The sequence below is a fragment of the Kitasatospora sp. NPDC090308 genome (assembly GCF_044769485.1).
GTDB lineage: Bacteria > Actinomycetota > Actinomycetes > Streptomycetales > Streptomycetaceae > Kitasatospora > Kitasatospora fiedleri.
The window spans coordinates 224,760-249,165 of the sequence record NZ_JBIVXY010000010.1 but is presented as its reverse complement, the minus strand read 5'-3'; the positions used below and the strand labels follow the sequence as shown (position 1 = coordinate 249,165).

Below are 24,406 nucleotides of genomic sequence, written 5' to 3'. Positions count from 1 at the left end.
GGCCTGACGGCCGAGCGTTTCGTCGCCGACCCGTTCGGCGCGCCGGGTGCCCGGATGTACCGCACCGGCGACGTGGTCCGCTGGCGCGCCGACGGTCTGCTGGACTTCCTGGGCCGGGCCGACGACCAGGTCAAGATCCGCGGCTACCGGATCGAGCCCGGCGAGATCGAGGACGCGCTGACCGCACATCAGGACGTCGCCCAGGCGGCGGTCGTGGTGCGGGAGGACACGCCGGGGGTGAAGCGGCTGGCTGCCTACCTGGTGCCAGGTGAGGGTACCCTTATCTCGGCCGCTGCGATCCGTCGTACGCTGGCCGCCCGGCTGCCCGCGTACATGGTGCCCTCGGCCTTCGTGGTCCTGGACGCCCTGCCGCTGACCGTCAACGGCAAGCTCGACCGCAAGGCGCTCCCCGCGCCCCGGGCCGAGGACTTCACCGCCGACGGTGAGCGGCGCGCCCCGCGCTACCCGAGCGAGCGGGCGGTGCACGCGGCGTTCGCCGAGGTGCTCGGGCTGCCCGAGGTCGGCATCGACGAGAACTTCTTCGACCTCGGCGGCCACTCGCTGCTGGCGATGGAACTGCTCCAGCGCCTGCGCACCGACTTCGAGGGGGACCTGCGCCTGCCCGACCTGCTGACCCGGCCCACCGTCTCGGCCCTCGCCGAGTTCCTGGTCGACCGGCTGGTCGACGCCGCGCTCGGCGGCCCGCCCTCCTGCTCCGCCTGACCCGCCGACCCCCCCGCCCGCCACCGTCCCGCACCACCCGCCCCGCACCACCCGCGACGAGGAGAACACCCCGATGGCTTCCACCAACCCGTTCGAGGACGACGACGCCCGCTACCTGGTGCTGGTCAACGACGAGAACCAGCACTCGCTGTGGCCCGCCTTCGCCGAGGTCCCGGCCGGCTGGCGCACCGTCCACGGCGAGGACACCCGGGAGGGCGCCACCGCGTACATCGACGCGCACTGGACCGACCTGCGCCCCGCCAGCCTGGTCGCCCGCACCGCCTGACCTCCCCTCCCACCAGCAGCAGCCCGCCGCGAGGGGGCGGCCCGCCCACCCGGGCCGCCCCCTCCGCCGCGCCCCGCGAACCCGCTACCCGACGGATGGCCAACGCCGTGAGCACCCACCAGCCAGCCCCCGCCGCCGGCCCGCCCGACGGCGACCCCGCCCGCCCCGACCCCACCGCCGTCGACGGCCGCACCCCCGGGGAACCCGACGGCGACGGCCCCACCCCCGACGGTCCCACTCCGGGCGGCCCCGGCCCCGACGGCCTCACCCCCGACGACCTCGCCGACGAGGACCTGCCGCCCACCGCGCTCTCCGCCGAGCGCCGCCGCCGGGCCAAGGCCCTGCTGCGCGGCGCGCTGCGCCCGCACCGGGCCACCGTCGCCGCCGCGATGACCGCCGCCGCGATCCGCCAGCTCGCCCTGCTCGCCGTCCCGTGGTGCGTGCAGAAGGCGCTGGACGACGGCCTGGAGAAGCACGACAGCGGCGCCCTGCTGCGCTGGGCGGCCGCCACCGCGCTCGCCGCGCTGGTCCAGTTCGCCGGCCTGTACGGCTGGCAGTACTGGGCCGGGTACGCGGACGCCAAGGTCGGCGCCGACCTGCGCGGGCGGCTGCTGCGCCACCTGGCCGGCCTGGACCGGGCCGCGCTCGCCTCGCGCGGCCACGGCGACCTGGCGATGCGCGCCACCCGGGACACCGACCTGGTCCGCGAGTGGGTGCACGGCCTGGCGATCTGGGTGGTGCTCGGCACCACCTTCCTCACCGTGCTGCCCGCGATCGGCGCGCTCGACCTGAGCCTGCTGCTGGTCACCCTGGCCACCCTGCCGTTCCTGGTCTGGGTCAACCTGTACTACCCGCGCCGGTTCGCCGCCGCCTCCGCCGACCTGGCCGCCGCCCACGGCCGCCGGGCCGACGCCGTCGCCGACCTGCTCCAGCTCGGCACCGGCCTGCGCGGCACCGGCGGCCACCGCCCGCTGGTCGACCGGCACCACACCGCCAGCGCCGAGGTCACCCGGCGCACCGTCACCGCCGCCCGGATCGAGGCCGGCTGGGCCGCCGTCGCCCCGCTGGTCCCGCGGCTGGCCGTCGCCGCCGGGGTCGGCCTCGGCGGCCTCGCCGTGCTGGACGGGCATCTGACCGTCGGCGGACTGGTCGCCTTCACCACCTGGATGGCCATCGTCACCCTCGCCACCCGGGTCCTGGTCGACCGCCTGCTCGAACGCGGCCAGGCCGACGTGGCCGCCGCCCGGATCGACGAGGCGCTGTCCATCGGCGCGGGCGTCACCGACCCGGCCCGGCCGGTGGAGCTGCCGGCGGCGGGCGCGCTGGAGTTCACCGGGGCGATCGCCCGGCGGGACGGCAAGACCGTCCTCGGACCGGTCGAACTGACCGTCGCCCCCGGCGAGTTCGTCGCCCTGCACGGCGCCACCGGCGCGGGCAAGAGCACCCTGCTGCGGCTCGGCGTCCGCCTCGACGACCCCGACGAGGGCACCGTCCGCTACGGCGGCACCGACCTGCGCGCCGCCCGCCTGGACGAGGTCCGGGCCCGGATCGCCTACGTCGCCCAGCGGCCGGTGCTGCTCTCCGGCACCGTCGCCGACAACCTGCGCCTGGGCCGCGACCTCCCGCCGGAGGCGCTCGAACGGGCCTGCCGCACCGCCGGGCTGCACGACCAGCTCGCCGCCATGCCCGACGGCTACGCCACCGAACTCGGCGAGGGCGGCACCGCGCTGTCCGGCGGCCAGGTCCAGCGCCTGGCCATCGCCCGCGCGCTGCTCGGCGACCCCGCCGTGCTGCTGCTCGACGACGCCACCTCCGCGCTCGACACCGCCACCGAGGCCCTGGTCCTGGAGCGGCTGCGCGCCTGGGCCGACGGCCGCCGCACCCTGCTGTTCGCCACCCACCGCGCCGCCGTGCTGGCCGCCGCCGACCGGGTGGTCGAACTCCACGCCCCCCGGACCGGCGCCCCGTCCGGCGCCCCCGACCCGTCCGGCGACCCCTGCCCGTCCGGGACCGACGGCCCGCCCCGCGGCACCGACCCGTCCGGGACCGCCGATCCGTCCGGCGCCCCCGACCCGACCGGCGCCGACGGCGTGTCACCGAACCTCGTGGAGGCCACCCGTGGCTGATCAGCCGCTGCTGCGCGAGGAGGCCGACGAGCGCGGCGTGCTGCGCCGCGCCCTGCCCTACCTGCGCCCGCACCGGGTCCGGCTCGCCGTCGCGCTCGGCGTCGGACTCGCCGACTCCGCCGCGCTGGTGGCGGTCGCCCCGCTGGTGGGCCTGGCCACCGACGCGCTGTTCCACCGGGACCGGGGCGGGCTCGGCCTGGCCGTCGCCCTGCTCGCCGGGCTCGCCGCCGTCCAGCTGGTGCTGGCCCGGGTCGGCGAGCTGCTGCTGATCCGCAGCGGCGAGGACGTGGTGCGCACCCTGCGCGAGCAGGCGGTGGAGAACCTGGCCACCGCGCCGCTGCGCTTCCTGGAGACCCACCGCAGCGGCGACCTGCTGCGCCGGGCCACCGGCGAGGTGGCCGCGCTGGCCGCGTTCGTCCGGCTGCACCTGCGCAACCTGGTCTCCGCGCTGGCCACCCTCGGCTTCACGCTGGCGGTGCTGGCCGGGTACTCCTGGCAGTTGCTGCTGGTCCAGCTGGTGGTGTTCCTGCCGCCCACCCTGCTGGTGACCCGCTGGTTCCAGCGCGACGCGGCGGCGGCGTTCGGCGGCAAGGCGAGCGCCGAGGCCACCGTCGCGGCCACCTTCACCGAGACGCTGACCGCCCGCGAGGCGCTCCAGACCTCGCGCGGCCTGACCGGCTGGACCCGGCGCTTCGACCGGGAGAACCGGCACGCGGTGCGGGCGGCCCGGCGGGCGCTGCGGGTGGAGAACCGGATCGACCTGGTCAGCCTGATCGAGGGCCTGGCGCTGGTCGCCCTGCTCGCCGTCGGCGGCTGGCTGGTCACCCGGGACGCGACCGGCGTCACCACCGTGGTGGTGTTCGTGGTGGCCAGCCGCAACCTGTTCGACTCGTTCACCGACCTCTCGCAACTGGTCGGCGAGGTCGCCACCGCCCGCACCGGCCTGGCCCGGCTGCTCGACCTGCTCTCCGCGACCACCGCCGCCGCGCCCTCCGAGGAGGTCGACGACCTGCCCGAGCGCGGCGAACTGCGCTGCGAGGGCGTCGACTTCGGCTACCGCGCGGACGGCCCCGACCTGCACGGCGTCACCCTGGCGTTCCCGCCCGGCAGCCGGACCGGCGTGGTCGGCGAGACCGGCTCCGGCAAGACCACGCTCTCCAAGCTGCTGTGCGGCCTGTACGCCCCCGACGCGGGCCGGGTGACCTTCGCCGGCGCCCCGCTGGCCGAACTGCCCGAGCGGCAGCTGCGCCGCCGGATCGTGCTCGTCCCGCAGGAGGTGCGGCTGGTCACCGGCACCGTCGCGGAGAACCTGGCGCTGGTGCGCGGCGAGCCCGACCGGGCGGCGATCGAACGGGCGGTGGAGCGGCTCGGCCTGACGCAGTGGCTGGACGGCCTGGGCGGCCCGAACGCCGAGGTCGGGCAGCGCGGCGCCCGGCTGTCGGCGGGGGAGCGGCAGATCCTCGGCGTGGTGCGCGCGGTGCTGGCCGACCCGGCGGTGCTGGTGCTGGACGAGGCCACCGCGGACATCGACCCGGTCACCGCCGCCCGGCTGGAGCACGCCCTGGACGAGCTGCGCGCCGACTGCACGCTGATCGTCATCGCGCACCGCCCGGCCACCATCGCCCGGCTGCCCCGGGTGGTCCGGCTGGACGCCGGGCGGGTGGTCGCTGACCAGCTGTCAGCGGGCGCGGCGGCGGGGGCGGGTCACCCTTCCCGCGAGGAGAAGGTTAGGCTAGCCTAAGCGCAGGCGCACGCTGTCGCCGCCGCACTCCGCCCCCGCCTGGGGCACGGGTGCGGCGGCGCGCGGCACCCCGGCCACCACCGATCGAATGGGCTGACCGATGACCACCACCACGACCGTGCCCCCGCGGATGCGGATCGTCCGCCACCCGCTCAAGTACCGCCTGCTGGACGTCAAGCGGGTCCAGCGGATCACCCCCGGCACGGTCAGGGTCACCTTCGCCGGCGACGCCCTCGACGGCTTCTGCGAACAGGCCCCCACCGACCACGTCAAGCTCTGCTTCGCCGCACCCGGCCACGACCTGCCGACCGAGCCCGTGGTCGAGAACGACACCTGGATGGACGCCCCCGTGGAGCCCATCACCCGGGACTACACGATCCGCCAGTACCGGCGCGAGGCCCGCGAACTCGACATCGACATGGTGCTGCACGGCACCGGCGTCGGCTCCGGCTGGGCCGCCGCCGCCCGGCCCGGCATGAAGCTCGGCGTGTTCGGGCCGCGCGGCTCCGAGGAGATCGACTTCGTCCACGACTGGTACCTGCTCGGCGCCGACGAGACCGCGCTGCCCGCGCTCGCCCGCTGGCTGGAGATGCTGCCCGCCGGCGTCAAGGTGCTCGCCTTCGCCGAGGTCCCCGGCCCCGAGGACGAGCAGCACCTCACCACCGCCGCCGACGCCACCGTCGTCTGGCTGCACCGCGGCGCCGCCGCCCCCGGCACCACCGACCACCTCGAACGCGCCGTGCGCGCCGCCGAACTGCCGCCCGGCATGGGCTTCGCCTGGATCGCCGGCGAGGCCAACACGCTCCGCCCGATCCGCCGCCACCTGCGGGGCGAACGCGGCCTCGGCCGCGACCAGGTCGACGTCGACGGCTACTGGAAGCGCGGCACCGCCAACCACGACCACCACGAGGACGAGCACACCCCGCACGCATGAGCACGCACGTCTCCGCCCGGCCGGTCGCCAAGCCCCGCCGCGCCGCCACCACCGCCGCCCGCCGCACCGCCTGGCTGTTCGGCGCCCTCGCCCTGCTCGCCGTCCTGGCCGTCCTCTCGCTGGGCGTCGGCGCCCGCGCCATCGCCCCCGGGCAGGTGCTGCACGTCCTGCTGCACCGCGACCCGACCGGCGAGGACTGGATCGTCGTCCACCACTCGCGCATCCCGCGCACCCTGCTCGGCATCACCGTCGGTGCGGCGCTCGGCATCTCCGGCGCGATGATGCAGGCCCTCACCCGCAACCCGCTCGCCGACCCCGGCCTGCTCGGCATCAACGGCGGTGCCGCGGCCGCCGTCGCCGCCGGCACCGCCCTGTTCGACCTGCGCACCTTCCACACCTTCGTCTGGTTCGCGCTGCTCGGCGCCGCCGTCGCCGCGTTCGTCGTGCAGCTCCTCGGCGGCAGCGGCCGGGCCTCCGCCACCCCCGCCCGGCTCGCCCTGGCCGGCACCGCCGTCACCGCCGTGCTCACCGCCTTCGTCAACGCCCTGGTGCTGCTCGACCCGCTCACCCTCAACCGCTTCCGCTACTGGCAGATCGGCACCTTCGCCGGCGTCGACTCCGCCGCCGTCGGCCAGGTGCTGCCGTTCCTGCTGGTCGGCGGGGTGCTCGCGCTGCTGCTCGGCCGCCCGCTCAACGCGCTCGCCCTCGGCGACGACACCGGCCACGCCCTCGGCGCCCACCCCGGCCGCACCCGCGCCCTCAGCCTGCTCGCCATCACCCTGCTGTGCGGCGCCGCCACCGCCGCCGTCGGCCCGATCGCCTTCGTCGGCCTCGCCGTCCCGCACCTGGCCCGCCGCCTCTGCGGCCCCGACCAGCGCTGGATCATGCTGCTCTCGGCGGCCCTCGCCCCCGTCCTGCTGCTCGCCTCCGACATCCTCGGCCGGCTCCTGCTCCGCCCCGCCGAACTCCAGGTCGGCGTGGTCACCGCCTTCCTCGGCGCCCCGCTCTTCATCGCGCTGGTGCGCGGCCGGAGGATCGCCCGCCTGTGAACCCCACCCCCGTCATCGACGCCCCGCCCGCCACGCCCCCGGCCCGCCCGCTGCCGATCCGGTCGCTGCCGCTGCCCGGCGGGCGCTCGCTGCGCTGGCACCCGCGCGCCGCCCTGGTGGCCGGACTGCTGCTGCTCGCCCTGCTCGGCACCGCCGCGTGGACCCTCACCGCCGGCGACTACCCGCTGCCGGTCCGGGACGTGCTCGACATCCTCGGCGGCGACGGACGGCGCGCCGACCGCTACATCGTCATGGAGGTGCGGCTGCCCCGGCTGCTCACCGCGCTGCTGGTCGGCGCGGCGCTCGGGCTCGCCGGGTCGCTGTTCCAGACCCTGGCCCGCAACCCGCTGGGCAGCCCCGACGTCATCGGCTTCACCGTCGGCTCGGCGACCGGCGCGCTCGTCGTCATCCTGCTGATCGGCGGCGGCGCGGCCACCGTCGCGGGCGGGGCGGTGGTCGGCGGGCTGGCCACCTCGGTGCTGGTCTACCTGCTGGCCCGGCGCGGCGGCACCCAGGGCTACCGGCTGGTCCTGGTCGGCATCGGCGTCTCCTCGCTGCTCGCCTCGCTCAACGCCTACCTGATCGCCCGGGCCTCGTTCAGCGACGCCCAGAGCGCCGCGGTCTGGCTCACCGGCAGCCTCAACGCCCGCGGCTGGGAGCACTGCACGCCGATGGCGCTCGCCCTGCTGGTCCTGCTGCCCGCCGCGGTGCTGCTCGGCCGCCCGCTGCGGATGCTGGAGATGGGCGACGACACCGCCGCCTCGCTGGGCGTGCGCACCGAGGCCGTCCAGGTCCGGCTGGTGCTGATCGGCGTCGCGCTCACCGCCGCGGCGACCGCCGCCGCCGGGCCGGTCCCGTTCGTCGCGCTGATGGCCCCGCAGGCCGTCCGCCGCCTCACCCGCGCCACCGGCCCCAACCTGCTCGGCTCGGCCCTGCTGGGCGCCCTGCTGCTGGCCCTCTCCGACCTGGCCGCGCAGCGGCTGCTCGCCCCCACCCAGCTGCCGGTCGGCGTGCTGACCGGCGTGGTCGGCGGCGGCTACCTGCTCTGGCTGATCGTCCGTCAGTGGCGGCGCACCGCCTGAGCCGGCACCGCCACCGCCCGCCCCGCGCCGGACCCGGCCCCGGACCGCCCCGCGCCCGCTCAGCCCGCGGGGCGGGCGGCCAGCTCGCGGGACAGGAACGCCACCGCCTGCGCGACCAGGCCCGGCACGTCCGGGTACCCGGCGAAGCAGTGCCCGGCGCCCTCGACCGGCACCAGCACCGAGCGGGCGCCCGCCGCGCGCAGCCGCTCGTGCAGCGCCTCGGACTGGGCGAACGGCACCTGCTCGTCCCGCACCCCGTGCACCAGCAGGAACGGCGGCGCGCCCGGCGCGACCCGTCGGGCCGGGCTGGCCAGTGCGGCGGCCTCCGGCAGCTCGGCGGCCGGGCCGCCCAGCAGCCGGGTGATCGGGGAGTCCGGCCCGTCGTGGCCGAGGGCGGCCAGGTCGGTGGGCGGGTACCAGCAGACCGCGGCCGCCACCGCGTCCGTGGTGAGCGCCGCCAGCGCCCCCAGCGTCGCGCCCGCGGACTCGCCCCACACCCCGAGCCGGTCGACGTCCAGACCCAACTCCCCGGCGTACGACCGCAGGTAGCCCAACGCGGCCGTCACGTCGTCCAGCGGGGCCGGGAAGACGGCCTCGCCGGAGAGCCGGTAGTCGACCGTCGCGACCGCGACGCCCGCCGCCACCAGCGCCTCGAACACCGCGCCGGGCCGCACCGTGTCCGGCAGGTAGCGGCGGTCGCCGGCCCGGAACGCGCCGCCGTGCAGCCACACCACCACTGGGAACGGCCCCGCCCCGGCCGGCACGTGCAGGTCCAGCAGCAGCGGCCGGAAGCCGCTGCGCAGCGCGTAACTGACGCCGTGCCGGGTCAGGCCCCCGGACGGCGAGGGGACGGGGGCGACGGGCGGCAGCGAAAGATCCATACCGGCCCGCAGCACCCCCGCCCCGCCGTTCATTCCCGCCCCGGCCGCCGTCTCACCGGCCGAACAGCCGGGCCGCGTTGTCGTGGCAGACCGCGCGCAGCCAGGCGGTGCCCAGGCCGAGGCGCTCCAGGGCGCGGAGCTGGTGCAGGTACGGGTAGGGGATGTTGGGGAAGTCGGTGCCGAGCAGGACGCGGTCGCCGCGGTCGGCGAGGCGGGGGAGCAGCTCGCGGGGGAAGGGCATCAGGTCCTCGGTGAAGTCGGTGAACGCCATGGTGGTGTCCAGGTGGACGCGCTCGTGGCGGTCGGCCAGGTCGAGGAACTCCCGGTACTCGGGCATCCCCAGGTGGGCGACCACCAGGGTCAGTCGGGGGTGCCGGGCCAGCACCCGGGCGACCGGCTCCGGCCCGGTGTGCGCGCCGGGCGCCGGGCCCGAACCGCAGTGGATCACCACCGGCGTGCCGGCCTCCGCGAGCAGGCCCCACACGGCGTCCAGCCGCGCGTCGGCCGGGTCGTAGCCGCCGACCTGCACGTGCGCCTTGAACACCCGCGCCCCGGCCTCCAGCGCCTCCCGGACGTACCCCGCCACGCCCGGCTCCGGGTACAGCGTCGCGGTGTGCAGGCAGTCGGGCGTCCGCCCCGCGAACTCCGCCGCCCAGCCGTTCAGCCAGCCCGCCATGCCCGGCTTGTGCGGGTACAGCAGCGAGGTGAACGCCCGGACCCCGAACTCCCGCAGCAGCGCGGTGCGTTCGTCCTCCGCGCGGCGGTAGGTGATCGGCCAGCCGCGGGCGCCGATCAGCGGCCCGTTGGCGTCGAAGTACGCCCAGACCTTCCGCAGCACCCGCTCCGGCATGAAGTGCGTGTGCACGTCGATCAGCCCGGGCAGCCCCAACCCGCCCCAGAACCGCCGCACTTCGGCGGCTTCGGCGGCCCCTGCGGTCTGGACGGCCCCGGCCGCCTCCGCGCCGGAGGCCTGCTGCGGCGTACCCATCGGGACTCCTCTCCGCCCGCCGCGCCCGCGGGACACCGCTCCGACCGTACGCGCCCGGGGCCAGGCCCGGGGCCGCGGGGTCAGAGCAGGCGGCGGTAGACCCGGGAGCCGCGGGCGGGGTCGAGCGCGGCGGACCAGGACGGGGGCGCGGCGGAGGCGGGGATCTCGGCGAAGCCGTGGTGCCGGAAGACCGTGCCGTCGCCGGTGGTGGCGGTGACCACGGCGGTCAGCGCGGTGCGGCGGGCGTGCGCGAGGACGGCGGTGATCAGCAGGCCGCCCAGCCCCAGGCCCTGCCGGTCGGCGCGCACGCAGAGGTTGTGCAGGACGCCGGTGGGCGGGTGGCCGGGGTCGGGGTCGAGGACGCGCAGCGCGGCGCAGGCGTCCGGGGCGGCGGCGCCGCGGACGACCAGGAAGGTGTCCGCGGCGTGCCGGTAGTCGGCGGGGGTGCGGGCGCGCAGCGCCCCGGAGCGGATGAACGGCAGCGACAGCTCGTACAGGGCGCGGGCGTCGCGGAAGTCGGTGCGCACCGCGACGGGGGAGAGGGCGGCGGCGGTCATCGCGGCGCGAGCGGGACGACCAGCGGGGTGCCGGTCTGCGGGTCGGGGACGACCTGGCAGGGCAGGTCGAACACCCGCCGGACCAGGTCGGCGGTGACGATCTCGCCGGGCGGCCCCTCGGCGACCACCGCGCCGTCGCGCAGCGCGATCAGGTGGGTGGCGTACCGGGCGGCCTGGTTGAGGTCGTGCAGCACGGCGACCAGGGTGCGGCCCTGCTCGCGGCGCAGCCGGGCGCACAGGTCGAGGACCTCGACCTGGTGCGCGATGTCGAGGAAGGTGGTGGGTTCGTCGAGCAGCAGCAGCGGGGTCTGCTGGGCGATCGCCATGGCCAGCCAGACCCGCTGGCGCTGCCCGCCGGACAGCTCGTCGACGAAGCGGTCGGCGAGCGCCTCGACGTTGGTGGCGGTCATCGCGTCGCAGACGATCCGCCGGTCCTCGGGCGACCACTGGCGCAGCAGCCCCTGGTGCGGGTACCGGCCGCGGGCGACCAGGTCGGCGACGGTGATGCCCTCGGGCGCGGTCGAGCTCTGCGGCAGCAGGCCCATCCGGCGGGCCAGCTGCCGGGCCGGCAGGGTGGCGATCCGCTCGCCGTCGAGCAGCACCTGCCCGGCGGTCGGCCGCAGCAGCCGGGCGAAGGCCCGCAGCAGGGTGGACTTGCCGCAGGCGTTCGGCCCGACGATCACGGTGAACGAGCCGTCCGGGACGCCCACCGTCAGGTCGGTGGCGACCGGCCGGTCGCCGTACCGCAGGGTGACCCCGGCGGCCAGCAGCCGGGCGGCGGGGAGCGTCACGAGACCCCCTCCGGGGCCGGCTCCGCCGCTCCCACCCGGGCCAGCAGCTGCGCGGTGTCCAGGACGACGGCGCACTTCCCGGCCGTCCAGCGCAGCGCCTCGCGGTGCTGCTCGGCGGAGAAGTCCGCGACGGCGTCGGCGACCACGAACGCCTGGAGGTCGCGCTGCCAGGCGTCGGCGGCGGTCATCTGCACCCCGATGTGGGCGTACACGCCGACGATGACCAGCTGGTCGCGGCCCAGCTCGGCCAACTGCTCGGCCAGGTCGGTGCGGACGAACGCGCTGTACTTCCACTTCAGCACCAGCCGGTCGCCGGGCTCGGGCGCGACGGCGGCGGGCATCGCCTGGGCGTGCTCGTCGGCGGGCAGGCCGGGGCCCCAGAAGTCCAGTTGCAGGCCGCGCTGTTCGGGCGTCTGGCCGCCGCGCTGGTGCGAGTAGAACACCGGCAGCCCGGCGGCCCGGGCGGCGGCGAGGATGCGCGCGGTGTGGGCCAGCACGGGCTCCAGCGGCGGCCCGGCGGCCGGGAAGGCCCCCAGGAAGTAGTGCTGGAGGTCGTGCACCAGGACGGCCGCCCGGGCCGGGTCGACCCGCCACGGGACGCGGCTCGGCGGCAGCTCGGCGGGCAGCTCGTAGGGGGCGATGGCGGGAAGCGCCACGGGGAGGGTCCTTTCTGACGGGCCTGACGCGTCCGGCGGACGGTCAGTTCTGGTGGGCGCGCAGGTCCTTCTTGCTGACCTTGCCGATGCCGGTGGACGGGAAGGCCGTGACGAACTCGACCCGGTCCGGCACCTTGTACCCGGCCAGCCCGGCGGCCCGCACGAACGACTTCAGCTCGACCGGCCGGGGCCGCTCGGCGCCCGGGCGGAGGATCACGTACGCGCAGGACCGCTCGCCGAGGAACTCGTCGGGCTCGGCCACCACCGACGCGTCGTGCACCGCCGGGTGCGCCAGCAGCACGTTCTCCACCTCCTCGGCGGCGACCTTCTCGCCGCCCCGGTTGATCTGGTCCTTGGCCCGGCCCTCCACCACCAGGTGCCCGGTGGCGGTGCGGCGGACGATGTCGCCGGTGCGGTAGAAGCCGTCGGCGGTGAACGAGCGGGCGTTGTGCTCCGGGGCCCGCCAGTAGCCGCGGATGGTGTACGGGCCGCGGGTGAGCAGGTGGCCGGCGGTGCCGTCGGGCAGGTCGCGGTCCTCGTCGTCGACCACCCGGACCTCGTCGTCCGGGGAGATCGGACGGCCCTGGGTGGTCAGCACGGTGTGCTCGTCGTCCTCGGGACGGGTGTAGTTGACCAGGCCCTCCGCCATCCCGAACACCTGCTGGAGGCGGCAGCCCAGCGCCGGGCCGAGCCGGCGCGCGGCCTCCTCGCTGAGCTTGGCCCCGCCGACCTGGAGCAGCTCCAGGCTGGACAGGTCCGGCCCGTCCGGCCCGGCGGCCTCGGCGGCGCCCGCCCAGGCCAGCGCGAGCGGCGGCACCACACCGGTCAGCGTGACCCGCTCGCGGGCGATCAGGCCGAGCGCGGTGGCCGGGCTCGGGTCGGGGGCCAGCACCACCCGGCCGCCCGCGAAGAAGGTGCCGAGCGTGCCGGGCGAGGACAGCGGGAAGTTGTGCGCCGCCGGGAGCGCGCACAGGTACACCGACTCCGGTGAGAGCCCGCAGATCTCGGCGGACGCCCGGACGCTGTACAGGTAGTCGTCGTGGCAGCGCGGGATCAGCTTCGGCAGGCCGGTCGAGCCGCCGGACAGCTGGAGGAAGGCCAGGTCGCCGGAGTCCGGCGGGGCGGGCAGCGGCGCGTCCGCGGGGGCCCGCAGCTCGGCCAGCGGGGAGAACGGCCCCGGCTCGCCCACCACGAACACCTCCAGCGGCTGCGGCACCGCCGCCCGCACCTCGGCCGCCAGCTCCCGGTGGTCGAAGCCCTCGTGGCGGTCGGGCACGAACAGCGCCCGGGCCTCGGCGAACTCGCAGAAGTACCCGATCTCGGAGCGCCGGTGCGCGGGCAGCGCCATCACCGGCACCACCCCGGCCCGCAGCGCGCCGAAGAACACCTCGAAGAACTCCGCCACGTTCGGCAGTTGCAGCACCACCCGGTCGCCCCGGCGCAGCCCGCGGGCCGCCAGCCCGGCCGCCAGCCGGTCCGCCCGGGCGTCCAGTTCGGCGTAACTCCACCGCCGGTCCCGGTCGGTGACCGCGGTCCGCTCCGGCGTCGCGGCGGCGTGCCGCCGGATCATCGCGTCCAGCAGCTCGCCGGTCCAGTACCCGGCGGCACGGTGACGGGCGGCGGCCTCGGGCGGGTACAGGTTCATCGGACGTCCTCCGGCGGGCAACTCGACTGGATGGGCGGGGAATCGGCCGCCGCGACGGTACCGGGCCCGGCGTCGGCTCCGGCACCCGACCCGGCGGCGGTGCGGGTCGTCCCGGCCTGGACGTCGGCCCAGGCCCCGGCACTGGCCCCGACCCCGGCGTGAATTCCGGCTCCGGCGCCGGCCGGGGTGCCGGTCTCGGCGGGAGCCTCGGCACCGGCTGCGACACCCGATCCGGCGTCGGCGCGGGTCTCGGTCCCGGCCCGGGTGCCGTACTCGGCCCGGGTGCCGTACTCGGCGTCGGCGCGGGTCTCGGCTCCGGCCCGGGAGCCGGTCTCGGACCCGGTGTCGTGCTGGCGCAGGCCGGCGTCCAGCAGGCGGCCGTTCCAGCGGCGGGTGACGGCCTCGTCGGGGTGGGGGCTCATCGGGTGTCCGCCAGGCCCACCGCGTGCAGGAAGGTGCGGAACTTGGCGGCGGTCTCGGCGAGTTCGAGCTCCGGGTCGGAGGCGGCGACCACGCCCGCGCCCGCGAACAGGCGCAGCCGGTCGCCGTCGGCCTCGGCGCAGCGCAGGGTGACCACCCACTCGCCGTCGCCGGAGGCGTCGCCCCAGCCGACCACGCCCGTGTACAGGCCCCGGTCGAAGGGCTCCAGTTCGCCGATCGCGGCCCGGGCGTGCGCGGTGGGGGTGCCGCAGACCGCCGGGGTCGGGTGCAGGGCGAGGGCCAGCTCCAGCGCGCTGGTGGCGGGTTCGCGCAGGACGCCGGTGACGGTGGAGGACAGGTGCCACATCGCGGCGGTGCGCAGCAGGGACGGCCGTTCCGGCGCGACCAGCTCGGTGCAGAACGGGGCGAGCGCGGCGCGGACCGCGTCGACCACGAAGGCGTGCTCGGCGAGGTCCTTGGCGGACTCCAGCAGCGCCTCGGCGCGCCGCCGGTCCTCCACCGGGTCGGCGCTGCGGGCGGCCGAACCGGCCAGCGGGTTGGAGACCACCCGGGTGCCGCGCCGCGACACCAGCAGCTCCGGGCTGGCGCCGATCAGGGTGGCGGTGCCGCCGGCCGGCACCGCGAAGGTGTAGCCGTGCGGGTCGCGGTGCACCAGCCGGGCGGCCATCGCGGCCAGGTCGCTCCCGCCGGGCGTGGTCAGCTCCAGGGTGCGGGCCAGGACCACCTTCTCCAGCGGCGAGTCGCCGGCCAGCCGGCGCACGGCCTCCGCGACCGCCGCCCGGTACCCGTCCGGTTCCGGCACCGGGCGGCTGTGCCAACGCCCTTCGCCGGTGCGGTCGGTGGCCAGCGGGACCCCGGACGGCGGCGGTACCGGCCCGGCCCGGCGGACCCGGCCGGGGACGAACAGCCGGGCGGGCGCGGCCGGGTCGAACGGGATCGCGCCGATCAGCAGCCGCTCCCCGCCGTCGGGCCGGGCCTCGGCGAGCACCCGCCCGGCCGCCGCCGGGTCGTCGACCGTGCGGTGCACGCCCTCGGCGAGCAGGGTGCGGGTGGGCGTGGCGAGCAGGGCCCGGTCCGGTCCGGGACGGTACGCGGCCAGCAGGTCGCTGCCGGGCAGGTCGCCGGGTAGCGGACCGGCGCCGCCGGAGGCGGTACTGGTGGCGGGCGGCCGGAGCTCGGAGGCCGTGGTCATGCTGCTGCTCCGTTCCGCCGACGCGGGGCGCGCGCCGGCACTGCGAGGGCGGGAGGATGGCGGAGGGGGGAGGAGAAGGGGAGTTCGGGCCGGGTCGGGGCAGGACGTGGCGGAGCGGCCCGGGGCGGTCGCGGGGGGACCGCCGCACGGACCCGCGGGGCCCGTCGGCCGGGCCGGGGTGTGCCGCGCCGGGCGCGCCGGGCGGGTCAGGCCCGCAGCGTCGCGCCGCCGTCGACGTACAGGTCGTGCATGGTGATGTGCCGGGCGCGGTCGCCGGCCAGGAAGGCGACGGCCTCGGCGACGTCCTCGGGATCGGCGATCCGGCCGAGCGGGATGCCGACCCGGTAGCTGCCCGGGTCGCCCTCCAGGACGCGGCGTTCGGCGTCGGGGTCGGTCCACAGCGAGCGCTGCATGGCGGTGTCGGTGGAGCCGGGGGAGACCAGGTTGCAGCGCACCCCGGCGGCGGCGAGCTCCAGGCCCAGGCAGCGGACGTACATGGTGGTGGCGGCCTTGGACGCGGCGTACGCGGCCATGCCGGTGCGCGGGACGCCGGCGGCGTTGGAGCCGACGGTGACGATGCTGCCCCGGCCGCGCTCGGCCATCCGGCGCCCGACGGCGCGGCAGGTGTGGAAGACGCCGGTGGTGTTGACGTCGAAGGAGTGCTGCCAGTCGGCGTCGGTGAGTTCCAGCGCGGGCGCCACGTGCAGCACGCCCGCGACGTTCACCAGCACGTCCACCGGGCCGACTTCGCGCTCCACGCGTTCCACCAGCGCCTCGACGGCGGCCCCGTCGGTGACGTCCAGCCGCTGGACGGCGTCCGGACCGGTCGCCAGGCCGCCGCCGTCCGCACCGCCGTCCGCACCGCCGTCCGCACCACTGTCACCGCCGCCCTCACCGCCGCCGCTGCCGCGCAGGTCGCAGCCGACCACCCGGGCGCCGCGCGCGGCGAGCAGGGCGGCCACGGCCGCGCCGATGCCCTGGGCGGCGCCGGTGACCAGCGCGACCCGCCCCTCGAAGCTGTCCCCGGCACCGAGGACGGCACCGGGCGCGGGGCCGGTGACGGGGCCGGTGGCGGTGGCCGCGGTGGCGGGTGCGGGTATGCGGGTGGTGAACGGCATGGGGGTGCTCCCGGGTGTACGGATGCGGCGGATCGGAGGACCCCGACCCACTTAGGTTAGGTTAGCCTAATCATGCTTCCTGAGCTGCCCCGCGACCACCCTGCCCCGACGCCGGGCTGACCGCCCGTCACCCCGCCCCCGCCGGTCGCGCGCTCGCGGACCGGACGCCGGACCGGATCCCGGGAAGGGGCTGGTCAAGCGGCCTCCGGCTGCGCAGCATGGGTACCCGTCGGTACACCCCGCCCAGGAGGCCCCCTTGTCGCGCGATCCGCTCCCGCTCAGCTACTCCTCCGGCCCATCCGCGGTGCCGCTGCTCGGCGACACCATCGGGGCCAACCTCGACCGGGCGGTGCGGGCCTTCCCGGAGCGGGAGGCGCTGGTCGAGTGCGCCACCGGCCGGCGCTGGACGTACGCCGAGTTCGCCGCCGACGTGGACGCGGTGGCGCTCGGGCTGCGCGCGCGGGGCGTGGGCCGGGGCGACCGGGTGGGCATCTGGGCGCCGAACCGGGCCGAGTGGACGCTCACCCAGTACGCCACCGCCCGGCTCGGCGCGATCCTGGTGACGATCAACCCGGCGTACCGCGCGCACGAGTTGGAGTACGTGCTGGTGCAGGCGGGGGTGCGGCTGCTGGTGGCCGCCGAGCGGTTCCGGTCCTCCGACTACGCGGGCATGATCGCCGAGGTGCGCCCGCGCTGTCCGGAGCTGGCCGGGGTGGTGCTGCTGGACGGCCCGGACTGGCCGGACCTGCTGGCCGCCGGGCGGGCCGGCGACCGGGCCGAACTGGCGGCGATCGAGCGGGAACTGAGCACCGACGACCCGATCAACATCCAGTACACCTCGGGCACCACCGGCTTCCCCAAGGGCGCGACGCTCTCGCACCACAACATCCTGAACAACGGCTACTTCGTCGGCGAGCTGTGCAACTACACCGAGCGGGACCGGATCTGCCTCCCGGTGCCGTTCTACCACTGCTTCGGCATGGTGATGGGCAACCTCGCCGCCACCTCGCACGGCGCCTGCACGGTGATCCCGGCCCCGGCCTTCGACGCCGCCGCCACGCTCGCCGCGGTGGCCGCCGAGCGGTGCACCTCGCTGTACGGGGTGCCGACCATGTTCATCGCCGAGCTGGCCGACCCGGGCTTCGACGGGTACGACCTGTCCAGCCTGCGCACCGGCATCATGGCGGGCGCCCCGTGCCCGACCGAGGTGATGAAGGGCGTGATGGACCGGATGGGCATGACCGAGGTGTCGATCTGCTACGGCATGACGGAGACCTCCCCGGTCTCCACCCAGACCCGGGCCGACGACTCGGTCGAGCGCCGGGTCTCCACCGTCGGCCGGGTCGGGCCGCACCTGGAGGTCAAGGTGGTCGATCCGGACACCGGCCGCACCGTCCCGCGCGGCGAGCCCGGCGAACTGTGCACCCGCGGCTACTCGGTGATGCTCGGCTACTGGTCCGAGCCGGAGCGGACCGCCGAGGTGGTCGACGCCGCCCGCTGGATGCGCACCGGCGACCTGGCGGTGATGGACGCGGAGGGGTACCTCTCCATCACCGGCCGGATCAAGGACATGGTGATCCGCGGCGGCGAGAACGTGTACCCGCGCGAGATCGAGGAGTTCCTGTACACCCACCCGGACGTGCTCGACGTCCAGGTGATCGGGGTGCCCGACGCCAAGTACGGCGAGGAGCTGATGGCCTGGGTGCGGATGCGCGAGGGCGCGCCGCCGCTCACGGCCGAGGCGGTGCGCGCATTCTGCACCGGACGGCTGGCCCACTTCAAGGTCCCGCGCTACGTGCACGTGGTCGACGAGTTCCCGATGACGGTCACCGGCAAGGTCCGCAAGGTCGAGATGCGCGAGCTGGCGGCGGCGATCCTGGCCGGCTGAGCCCCGCCGCCACCGACCGCGGACCGGTGCCGCCGACCACCGCCGACCGGCACCGACCACCGCTGACCGGCGCCGACCACCGCTGACCGGCACCGCACCGAGGGCCGGACCCCGCCCGGGCCCGGCCCTCCGCCGGGCCCGGCCGGACCGGGCACGTCACAGGTCTTGACGCCCCTCTTTTCTCAGACGTTAAATCTCGGCGTGAAGTAAGCGGGCCGGTTCGGTGGCTGACACCCCGTCAGCGAGCCGTCCGGTCCCGGTCGTCCTCCCCGGATCCCACCAGACGGGTGTGCACCCCCATGAACCGAGCTCCCCGGTACCGCAGATACGGCCTCGCGGCCGCCGCCGCGACCGCCCTGGTCGCGACCCTCGTCGCCCCCACCACCCAGGCCGCCGCGGCCCCCGTGCCGCCCGGCGGCGGCAGTCTCGGCGAGAACGCGATCGTGCTCGACCCGAGCATGCCCAAGGCCCAGATCCAGGACCGGCTGAACGCCCTCGCCCAGGCCCAGGCCGGCAACGAGTTCGGCCCCCAGCGCTACGCCGTCCTGTTCAAGCCCGGCACCTACGGCACCGCCGCCGACCCGCTGGTCTTCCCGGTCGGCTTCTACGAGAGCGTGGCCGGCCTCGGCCGCAACCCCGGCGACGTGGTGATCAACGGCTCCGTCAACGTGTACAACCAGTGCGTCGGCGGCGACCAGTCGCAGTGCTACGCCACCACCAACTTCTGGCGCTCGCTCAGCAACCTCACCGTCAACGTCGCGGGCCAGAGCGGCTGTTACGGCAACACCGACTTCTGGGCGGTCTCCCAGGCCGCGCCGCTGCGCCGGGTCCGGCTGAACGGCAACGTGACGCTGATGGACTACTGCACCGGCTCGCCCTCCTGGGCCAGCGGCGGCTTCATCGCCGACTCCGAGTTCACCGGCGCCACCGTGGTCAACGGCTCCCAGCAGCAGTTCTTCACCCGCACCAGCAGCCTGGACGGCTGGAGCAACGGCGTCTGGAACCAGGTGTTCTGCGGTACCGAGGGCGCCCCCGCGCAGTCCTTCTCCACCGACCCGGCCGCCGCCCCCTACACCACCCTGGACACCTGCCCGGTCACCCGCGAGGCCCCCTACCTCTACCTGGACGACCGCGGCCGGTACCGGGTGTTCGTGCCCGCCGTGCGACGCGACGCGCGCGGCACCAGCTGGGCGGACGGCGCCACCCCCGGCCGCTCGATCTCCCTGGACGACTTCTACGTGGTCCGCCCCGGCGCCGACGTCAAGCAGATCAACGCCGCCCTCAAGGCCGGCCGCCACCTGCTGCTCACCCCCGGCGTCCACCGACTGCCCGACGCGATCAAGGTGACCCGTCCCGGCACCCAGGTGATCGGCCTCGGCTTCGCCACCCTCGTCCCGACCGGGGGCAACGCCGCCGTCAAGGTCGACGACGTGGACGGCGTCAACGTCTCCGGCCTGATCATCGACGCGGGGGAGAAGAAGTCCAAGGTCCTGATGCAGGTCGGCGACCGGGGGAGCGGCGACTCGCACCGCAACGACCCGATCGCCCTGTCCGACGTGTTCTTCCGGGTCGGCGGCGCGCTGAACGGCGCGGCCGACACCGCGCTGGAGGTCAACAGCGACGACACCCTGATCGACGACGCCTGGATCTGGCGCGCCGACCACGGCGCCGGCGGCGGCAGTTGGACCGGCGCCCGCAGCGACACCGGACTGGTCGTCAACGGCGACCGGGTCACCGCCACCGGCCTCGCCGTCGAGCACTTCCAGAAGACCGAGGTCGAGTGGAACGGCGAGCACGGCAAGGTGGTGTTCTTCCAGAACGAGAACCCCTACGACGTGCCGAACCAGGCCGCCTGGATGGCGAGCAGGAAGCAGAAGGGCTACCCGGCGTTCGCCGTCGGCCCGAAGGTGAAGACCTTCGAGGGCTGGGGCATGGGCAGCTACTCCTACTTCAACCAGGGCGTCGACATCCGCAACTCCACGGCCTTCCAGGCCCCGAGCACCCCGGGCGTCAGGTTCCACGACCTGCTGACCGTCTTCCTGAACGGCTCCGGCGGCATCGACTCGGTGATCAACGGCACCGGCCGCGCCGTCGACCCCACCTTCGGCGGCCCCAGCAACGTCGTCTCCTACCCGTGACGACCCGCTGACCGCCCGCCCCACTGACCGGCCCCCCGCCGCCCGCCCGCCCCACTGACCGGCCACCCCCGGACACGGCCCGCCGCGCACTCCGGCCCGAGCGCGCGGCGGGCCGCACCACGGACGCCGGCGGCCCGGCCGCCACCTCCGGACGGCGGCGTTCCCAGGAAACACTCAGGAATGCCGTCGTTCGGCCCAATACGCCGATCTCCGGCCTGACGGGTGGTCAGGTTGGCGTGTCTTCGCAAGAAGGCAACCGACCGTTCGTCAGAGGAGACCCCGCCTTGTCTCGTCCCCGTCCCACCCGGCGCGCCCTGATCGCCACCTCCGCCTTCGTGGCCGCCGCGAGCACCCTGGCCGTCCCGGCCGCGTACTCCACCGACAGCCGTCCCGCCCCCCACCAGCGGGTCACGGCCGCGACCACCATCAACGAGAACCGGCTGCCCTTCACCACCCGTTTCGAGGGCGACTTCCACGGCGGCATCACCCACATCAGCAACACCCTGATGACCTGCGACGAGACCCAGCCCCCCGTCGACCCGGCCCAGGCCCCCTGCGAGCAGGCCCGCAACGGGGACGGGTCGCGCCCGATCAACAACAACTTCCAGATGAAGTACATCAACATCGACGGCCCCGGCCACATCGGCCCGCTCGGCGACCCGATCTACTCCTCCAGCTCCGCCGACCTCCAGATCCCCGAGGACGCCACCGTCAAGTTCGCCCGCCTCTACTGGGGCGGCACCCGCGGCATCGGCAGCACCGTCCTGCCCGAGAGCCAGATCGACGAGATCTACTTCAAGTTCCCCGGCGACGCCCAGTACACCAACATCGCCAACCAGCAGCCCTCCATCGGCTACATCACCACCGACGACGAGAGCAGCTACCAGGCCTCCGCCGACATCACCGAGCAGGTCCGCAACCACGGCTCCGGCACCTACGAGGCCGCCGACATGGACTCCGTCGTCAAGGCCCACAGCTGGGGCGGCTGGACGGTCGTCGTCGCCTACGAGCGCGAGTGCGAGCCCCTGCGCCACCTGCACGTCTGGGACGGCTTCCAGCCCGAACTGCCCAACAGTCCCGCCCTCACCGGCGTCCTGAGCGGCATCAAGACCCCCGCCAGCGGCCCCGTCACCGGCCACCTCGGCTGGGTCGTCTACGACGGCGACCACAAGTGGACCGGCGACACGATGGACATGAAGTCCACCAACGGCCCGCTCACCCGCTTCTCCGACGCCCTGCACCCGGCGGACGACGCCTTCACCTCCAACCTCGACAACGCCGACCCGGCCCAGCGCTTCCCGCGCAACCCCGCCTACCCCAACTCCTTCGGCTACGACGCCAACCGCTGGGACGTCTCCCCGTACCTGCGCAACGCCGACAGCGACATCAACATCACCGTCAACACCCAGGGCGACGGCTACAACCTCGGCGTCTTCTACGCCGACGTCGACATCGACCCGGCCTCCCTCCGCGGCGTGAAGACCCAGCCCCGCTCCTCCTGGACCGGCCAGCGGTAACCGCCGCTCCGAAGCCCCTTCCCCTCCCGGGGAAGGGGCTTCGGCCGTCCGGGGGAAGCGGGGGTTCGGGGGCGCGGAGGGGGGAACCGGTCTCGGGTGGACGTGCTCGCAGTGGTGTTCGCCGTGCTCGGGGCCGCCTCCAACGCGGCCGGGACCGCCTTCCAGCGGAAGGCGGCGTCCCGGGTGGCGCGGGGCGGGGGACTGCGCTTCCTGGCGGTGCTGGCCCGGGACCCGGCCTGGGTGCTGGGCATCCTCGGGGTGGCCGGGGCGGCGCTGTTCCAGGCCCTGGCCCTGGTGTTCGGGCCGCTCGCGCTGGTGCAGCCGGTCTTCGTGCTGGAACTGCCGTTCGCGCTGCTGATCGCCGCGCCGCTGCTGCACCGGCGGATCCCGCCCGCCGGATGGGCGGGCGTCGCGGCCGTGGTCGGCGGCCTCGCGGTGTTCCTCGGGTGCGCCGCGCCCTCCGGGGCCGAGGACCACGCGCCGATGAGCCGGTGGACGCCCGTCCTGACCGGCTGCCTCGGGGCGATGGCGCTCTGCGTGGCCGCCGCCCGCGGCCGGGGCCCGGTCTTCCGGGCCGGGGCCCTGGGCACCGCCGCCGCGATCGGCAACGCGCTGACCGCGGCCCTGCTGAAGTCCGCCACCGGCACCTTCTCCGACCACGGCCCGGCCGCCTTCCTGACCGCCTGGCAGACGTACGGCTTCGCGCTCACCGGCATCGCCGCCGTCCTGCTGCTGGAGAACGCCCTCCAGGCCGGCCCGCTGCTCGCCTCCCAGCCCGCGCTGACCATCGGCGACGCCTCGGTCAGCCTGCTGCTCGGCGTCGTCCTGTTCGACGAGGAGGTCCGCACCGGCCTGCTGCTGGTCCCCGAACTCCTCGCCGTCGCCCTGGTGGCCGGCGGCGTGGTCACCCTGGTCCGGGCCGTCCCGAACATCCGCGAGACGGCGCGCTGAACCGGCCGCCGCGCCCCGCCGCGGAGCGCCCCGTCGTCCCCCGCAGCGGACGCGCGGGGAGCCGGGGACGGCCCCACACCGCCCCCGGGCCCCGCTGCTCCCGGCCCCCGGGCCCCGCTGCTCCCGGCCGGACCCCCACGGCCGCCGGGAGCCGGTCCGCTACCCGGCGGGCGCGACCAGCCCGCAGTGGCCGTCGTGGCGGCGGTACGGGACGTGGCCGCGGCCGGTCCCGGCGCCGGTGAAGAAGACGAACGGCAGACCGCTCAGGTCCAGCCGCTCCCGGGCCCCGGCGAGGGGCAGCCGCGGCACGGCCGGCCGACTGGTCACCAGCCCCGGCACCGGCGCGGACAGCGGCCCGGCCGAGGCCGGCCGGTAGCCGCCCGCGGCGCCCCGGTACACCACGCCCTCCAGGCCGCTGCCCGCGTCCGTGAACAGGTGGAAGTCGTGGTCCAGCGCCTCCAGTTCGCGCACCGCGGCGAGCGGCGTGCAGCGGGCCGGGCCGTAGCTCCCGTGCCGCACCGCCCGGCGCTCCTCGGGCGGGCGGACCCGGTACCCGGGACGGTGCTCGCCGCCGTCGGCCGGGAGGCCCAGCGGCTCGCGCGGGTGCTGCCGCTGCCGGCGCAGCCGGGAGACCAGCCGGTCCTGGAGCAGGTCGACGGCCTCGCGCACGGTCCGCGCCGCGACGTGCGCCCGCACCGGGCGGCCGTCCAGGTCCACCACCACCTGGGCCGGCGACGGCCGGGCCACCGCGCGGTGCGGCTCCTGGACCAGCCGCACCCGCACCCCGAGCACCGGCTCCTCCAGCCGTTCCGACCCGGCCCGCACCTTCACCCGCGCGTAGTCCGGCGCACCGGCCGACACCGCGCCGCGGGTCTCCACCGGCACCCCGGCCCCGGGGCGGGTCTCCAGACGGTCCATCAGCACTCCTTTCCCGACGCCCCCCACTGTGCGCCGCGCACCGGGGCCGGGCCGAGGGCCGAACGGTCCCCTCCGGTCGGGTCAGTCGTCCCCGTCCCCGTCCGCGTGCTCCTGCTCCTGCTCCCGGGCGTGCTCCCTGCAGTGGCCGCGGACGTAGTGGACCAGCACCGCCAGCACCAGCACGCCCGCCACCACCAGCGCGGCGGTCCGGCCGACCGTCCCCTCCACCCTGGTGTAGGCCGCGCCCGCGAAGTAGCCGAGCAGGACGAAGCCGACGCCCCACAGCAGGCCGCCGAGTGCGTTGAAGAGCAGGAACCGGCGGTACGGCATCCGGGACACCCCCGCCAGGGCGGGCATCAGGGCGCGGAAGAAGGCCACGAACCGGCCCAGCAGGACGGCCGCCGGGCCCCGGCGGCGGATCAGGTCCTGGGCGCGGCCGATCCGGTCGGCGTGCCGGCGCAGCGACTTGGTCTCCAGCACCCGCGGGCCCAGCCGCCGGCCCACCTCGTAGCCGACCGAGTCGCCGAGCACCGCCGCGCCCACCACCGTCACCAGGATCCAGCCCAGCGAGACACCGCCCTGGTGGGCCAGCACCCCGCCGAGCACCGCCGCGGTCTCGCCGGGCAGCACGAAGCCGAAGAACAGCGCGTCCTCGGCGAACACCAGCGCCGCCACCACCGCGTACACCACCGGCCCGGACAGGCCGCCCAGCCAGTCGGTCACCGTCCGCACCCGGACCACCTCGCTCCCGTCCCACCGTAACCCGCGCACGCGCGGCCGACCG

Annotated in this window: 22 protein-coding genes; 11 read left to right on the top strand and 11 right to left on the bottom strand. The window is 76.1% G+C overall.

Going from position 1 to position 24,406, the window contains the following annotated elements:
- The 7 genes from ACIQVD_RS23315 to ACIQVD_RS23285 form a co-directional block, all read left to right on the top strand.
- A partial coding sequence (locus tag ACIQVD_RS23315) for a phosphopantetheine-binding protein (protein WP_402291517.1) occupies positions 1-723 on the top strand: 723 nt, incomplete at its 5' end.
- A 73-nt stretch (positions 724-796) separates the two neighbouring features.
- On the top strand, positions 797-1,009 hold the full coding sequence (locus ACIQVD_RS23310; protein ID WP_100834845.1) for an MbtH family protein: 213 nt from the start codon (positions 797-799) through the stop codon (positions 1,007-1,009).
- Between the two features lie 107 nt (positions 1,010-1,116).
- Positions 1,117-3,135 (top strand): ABC transporter ATP-binding protein, encoded by a 2,019-nt coding sequence (locus ACIQVD_RS23305; protein WP_402291515.1) that lies wholly within the window; start codon positions 1,117-1,119, stop codon positions 3,133-3,135.
- Complete coding sequence (locus ACIQVD_RS23300) at positions 3,128-4,876, top strand: ABC transporter ATP-binding protein (RefSeq protein ID WP_402291513.1); 1,749 nt, start codon at positions 3,128-3,130, stop codon at positions 4,874-4,876. Before ACIQVD_RS23305 ends, ACIQVD_RS23300 begins: the two co-directional genes overlap by 8 nt.
- Before the next feature lie 100 nt (positions 4,877-4,976).
- Entirely contained in the window at positions 4,977-5,810 is an 834-nt protein-coding gene (locus tag ACIQVD_RS23295; RefSeq protein WP_400680265.1) for a siderophore-interacting protein, read from the top strand.
- The gene (locus ACIQVD_RS23290) at positions 5,807-6,859 is read left to right on the top strand and encodes a FecCD family ABC transporter permease (RefSeq protein ID WP_402291511.1); all 1,053 of its coding nucleotides are present in this window, start codon (positions 5,807-5,809) and stop codon (positions 6,857-6,859) included. Before ACIQVD_RS23295 ends, ACIQVD_RS23290 begins: the two co-directional genes overlap by 4 nt.
- Positions 6,856-7,941, top strand: coding sequence for a FecCD family ABC transporter permease (locus ACIQVD_RS23285; RefSeq protein ID WP_402291509.1), 1,086 nt, complete (start codon positions 6,856-6,858; stop codon positions 7,939-7,941). Before ACIQVD_RS23290 ends, ACIQVD_RS23285 begins: the two co-directional genes overlap by 4 nt.
- 59 nt (positions 7,942-8,000) lie before the next feature.
- Here the strand turns inward: ACIQVD_RS23285 and ACIQVD_RS23280 are convergent, their stop codons facing one another.
- The 9 genes from ACIQVD_RS23280 to dhbA all read right to left on the bottom strand — a co-directional run bounded on the left by ACIQVD_RS23280 (position 8,001) and on the right by dhbA (position 16,210).
- Positions 8,001-8,822, bottom strand: a complete 822-nt coding sequence (locus ACIQVD_RS23280) for an alpha/beta hydrolase fold domain-containing protein (protein ID WP_402291507.1) — start codon at positions 8,820-8,822, stop codon at positions 8,001-8,003.
- A gap of 52 nt (positions 8,823-8,874) precedes the next feature.
- Positions 8,875-9,810, bottom strand: coding sequence for an amidohydrolase family protein (locus ACIQVD_RS23275; RefSeq protein ID WP_402291505.1), 936 nt, complete (start codon positions 9,808-9,810; stop codon positions 8,875-8,877).
- Positions 9,811-9,890: 80 nt separating this feature from the next.
- Positions 9,891-10,367, bottom strand: a complete 477-nt coding sequence (locus ACIQVD_RS23270; protein ID WP_402291503.1) for a GNAT family N-acetyltransferase — start codon at positions 10,365-10,367, stop codon at positions 9,891-9,893.
- Complete coding sequence (locus ACIQVD_RS23265; RefSeq protein ID WP_400680276.1) at positions 10,364-11,158, bottom strand: ABC transporter ATP-binding protein; 795 nt, start codon at positions 11,156-11,158, stop codon at positions 10,364-10,366. Before ACIQVD_RS23265 ends, ACIQVD_RS23270 begins: the two co-directional genes overlap by 4 nt.
- Complete coding sequence (locus ACIQVD_RS23260; protein WP_400680278.1) at positions 11,155-11,814, bottom strand: isochorismatase family protein; 660 nt, start codon at positions 11,812-11,814, stop codon at positions 11,155-11,157. Before ACIQVD_RS23260 ends, ACIQVD_RS23265 begins: the two co-directional genes overlap by 4 nt.
- A gap of 43 nt (positions 11,815-11,857) precedes the next feature.
- The gene (locus tag ACIQVD_RS23255; RefSeq protein WP_402291500.1) at positions 11,858-13,459 is read right to left on the bottom strand and encodes a (2,3-dihydroxybenzoyl)adenylate synthase; all 1,602 of its coding nucleotides are present in this window, start codon (positions 13,457-13,459) and stop codon (positions 11,858-11,860) included.
- A complete protein-coding gene (locus ACIQVD_RS23250) occupies positions 13,456-13,881 on the bottom strand; it encodes a hypothetical protein (protein WP_402291498.1) in 426 nt (141 codons plus the stop codon). The genes ACIQVD_RS23255 and ACIQVD_RS23250 overlap by 4 nt, the downstream gene beginning before the upstream one ends.
- Positions 13,878-15,092, bottom strand: a complete 1,215-nt coding sequence (locus tag ACIQVD_RS23245; RefSeq protein ID WP_402291496.1) for an isochorismate synthase — start codon at positions 15,090-15,092, stop codon at positions 13,878-13,880. Before ACIQVD_RS23245 ends, ACIQVD_RS23250 begins: the two co-directional genes overlap by 4 nt.
- 206 nt (positions 15,093-15,298) lie before the next feature.
- Positions 15,299-16,210, bottom strand: coding sequence for a 2,3-dihydro-2,3-dihydroxybenzoate dehydrogenase (gene dhbA, locus ACIQVD_RS23240; protein ID WP_402291494.1), 912 nt, complete (start codon positions 16,208-16,210; stop codon positions 15,299-15,301).
- A 256-nt stretch (positions 16,211-16,466) separates the two neighbouring features.
- Here dhbA and ACIQVD_RS23235 point away from each other — a divergent pair, with 256 nt between their 5' ends.
- The 4 genes from ACIQVD_RS23235 (at position 16,467) to ACIQVD_RS23220 (ending at position 22,704) form a co-directional block, all read left to right on the top strand.
- On the top strand, positions 16,467-18,098 hold the full coding sequence (locus tag ACIQVD_RS23235) for an AMP-binding protein (protein WP_402291492.1): 1,632 nt from the start codon (positions 16,467-16,469) through the stop codon (positions 18,096-18,098).
- Positions 18,099-18,397: 299 nt separating this feature from the next.
- Complete coding sequence (locus ACIQVD_RS23230; protein ID WP_400680290.1) at positions 18,398-20,236, top strand: hypothetical protein; 1,839 nt, start codon at positions 18,398-18,400, stop codon at positions 20,234-20,236.
- 284 nt (positions 20,237-20,520) lie between these two features.
- On the top strand, positions 20,521-21,753 hold the full coding sequence (locus tag ACIQVD_RS23225; RefSeq protein WP_402291490.1) for a hypothetical protein: 1,233 nt from the start codon (positions 20,521-20,523) through the stop codon (positions 21,751-21,753).
- A gap of 96 nt (positions 21,754-21,849) precedes the next feature.
- A complete protein-coding gene (locus ACIQVD_RS23220) occupies positions 21,850-22,704 on the top strand; it encodes a DMT family transporter (protein WP_400680295.1) in 855 nt (284 codons plus the stop codon).
- A 159-nt stretch (positions 22,705-22,863) separates the two neighbouring features.
- On the opposite strand, the gene ACIQVD_RS23215 is transcribed toward ACIQVD_RS23220, so the two are convergent.
- Entirely contained in the window at positions 22,864-23,622 is a 759-nt protein-coding gene (locus ACIQVD_RS23215) for a sigma 54 modulation/S30EA ribosomal C-terminal domain-containing protein (RefSeq protein WP_402291488.1), read from the bottom strand.
- 81 nt (positions 23,623-23,703) lie between these two features.
- On the bottom strand, positions 23,704-24,354 hold the full coding sequence (locus tag ACIQVD_RS23210; RefSeq protein WP_402291486.1) for a DedA family protein: 651 nt from the start codon (positions 24,352-24,354) through the stop codon (positions 23,704-23,706).
- Positions 24,355-24,406 lie beyond the last annotated feature (52 nt).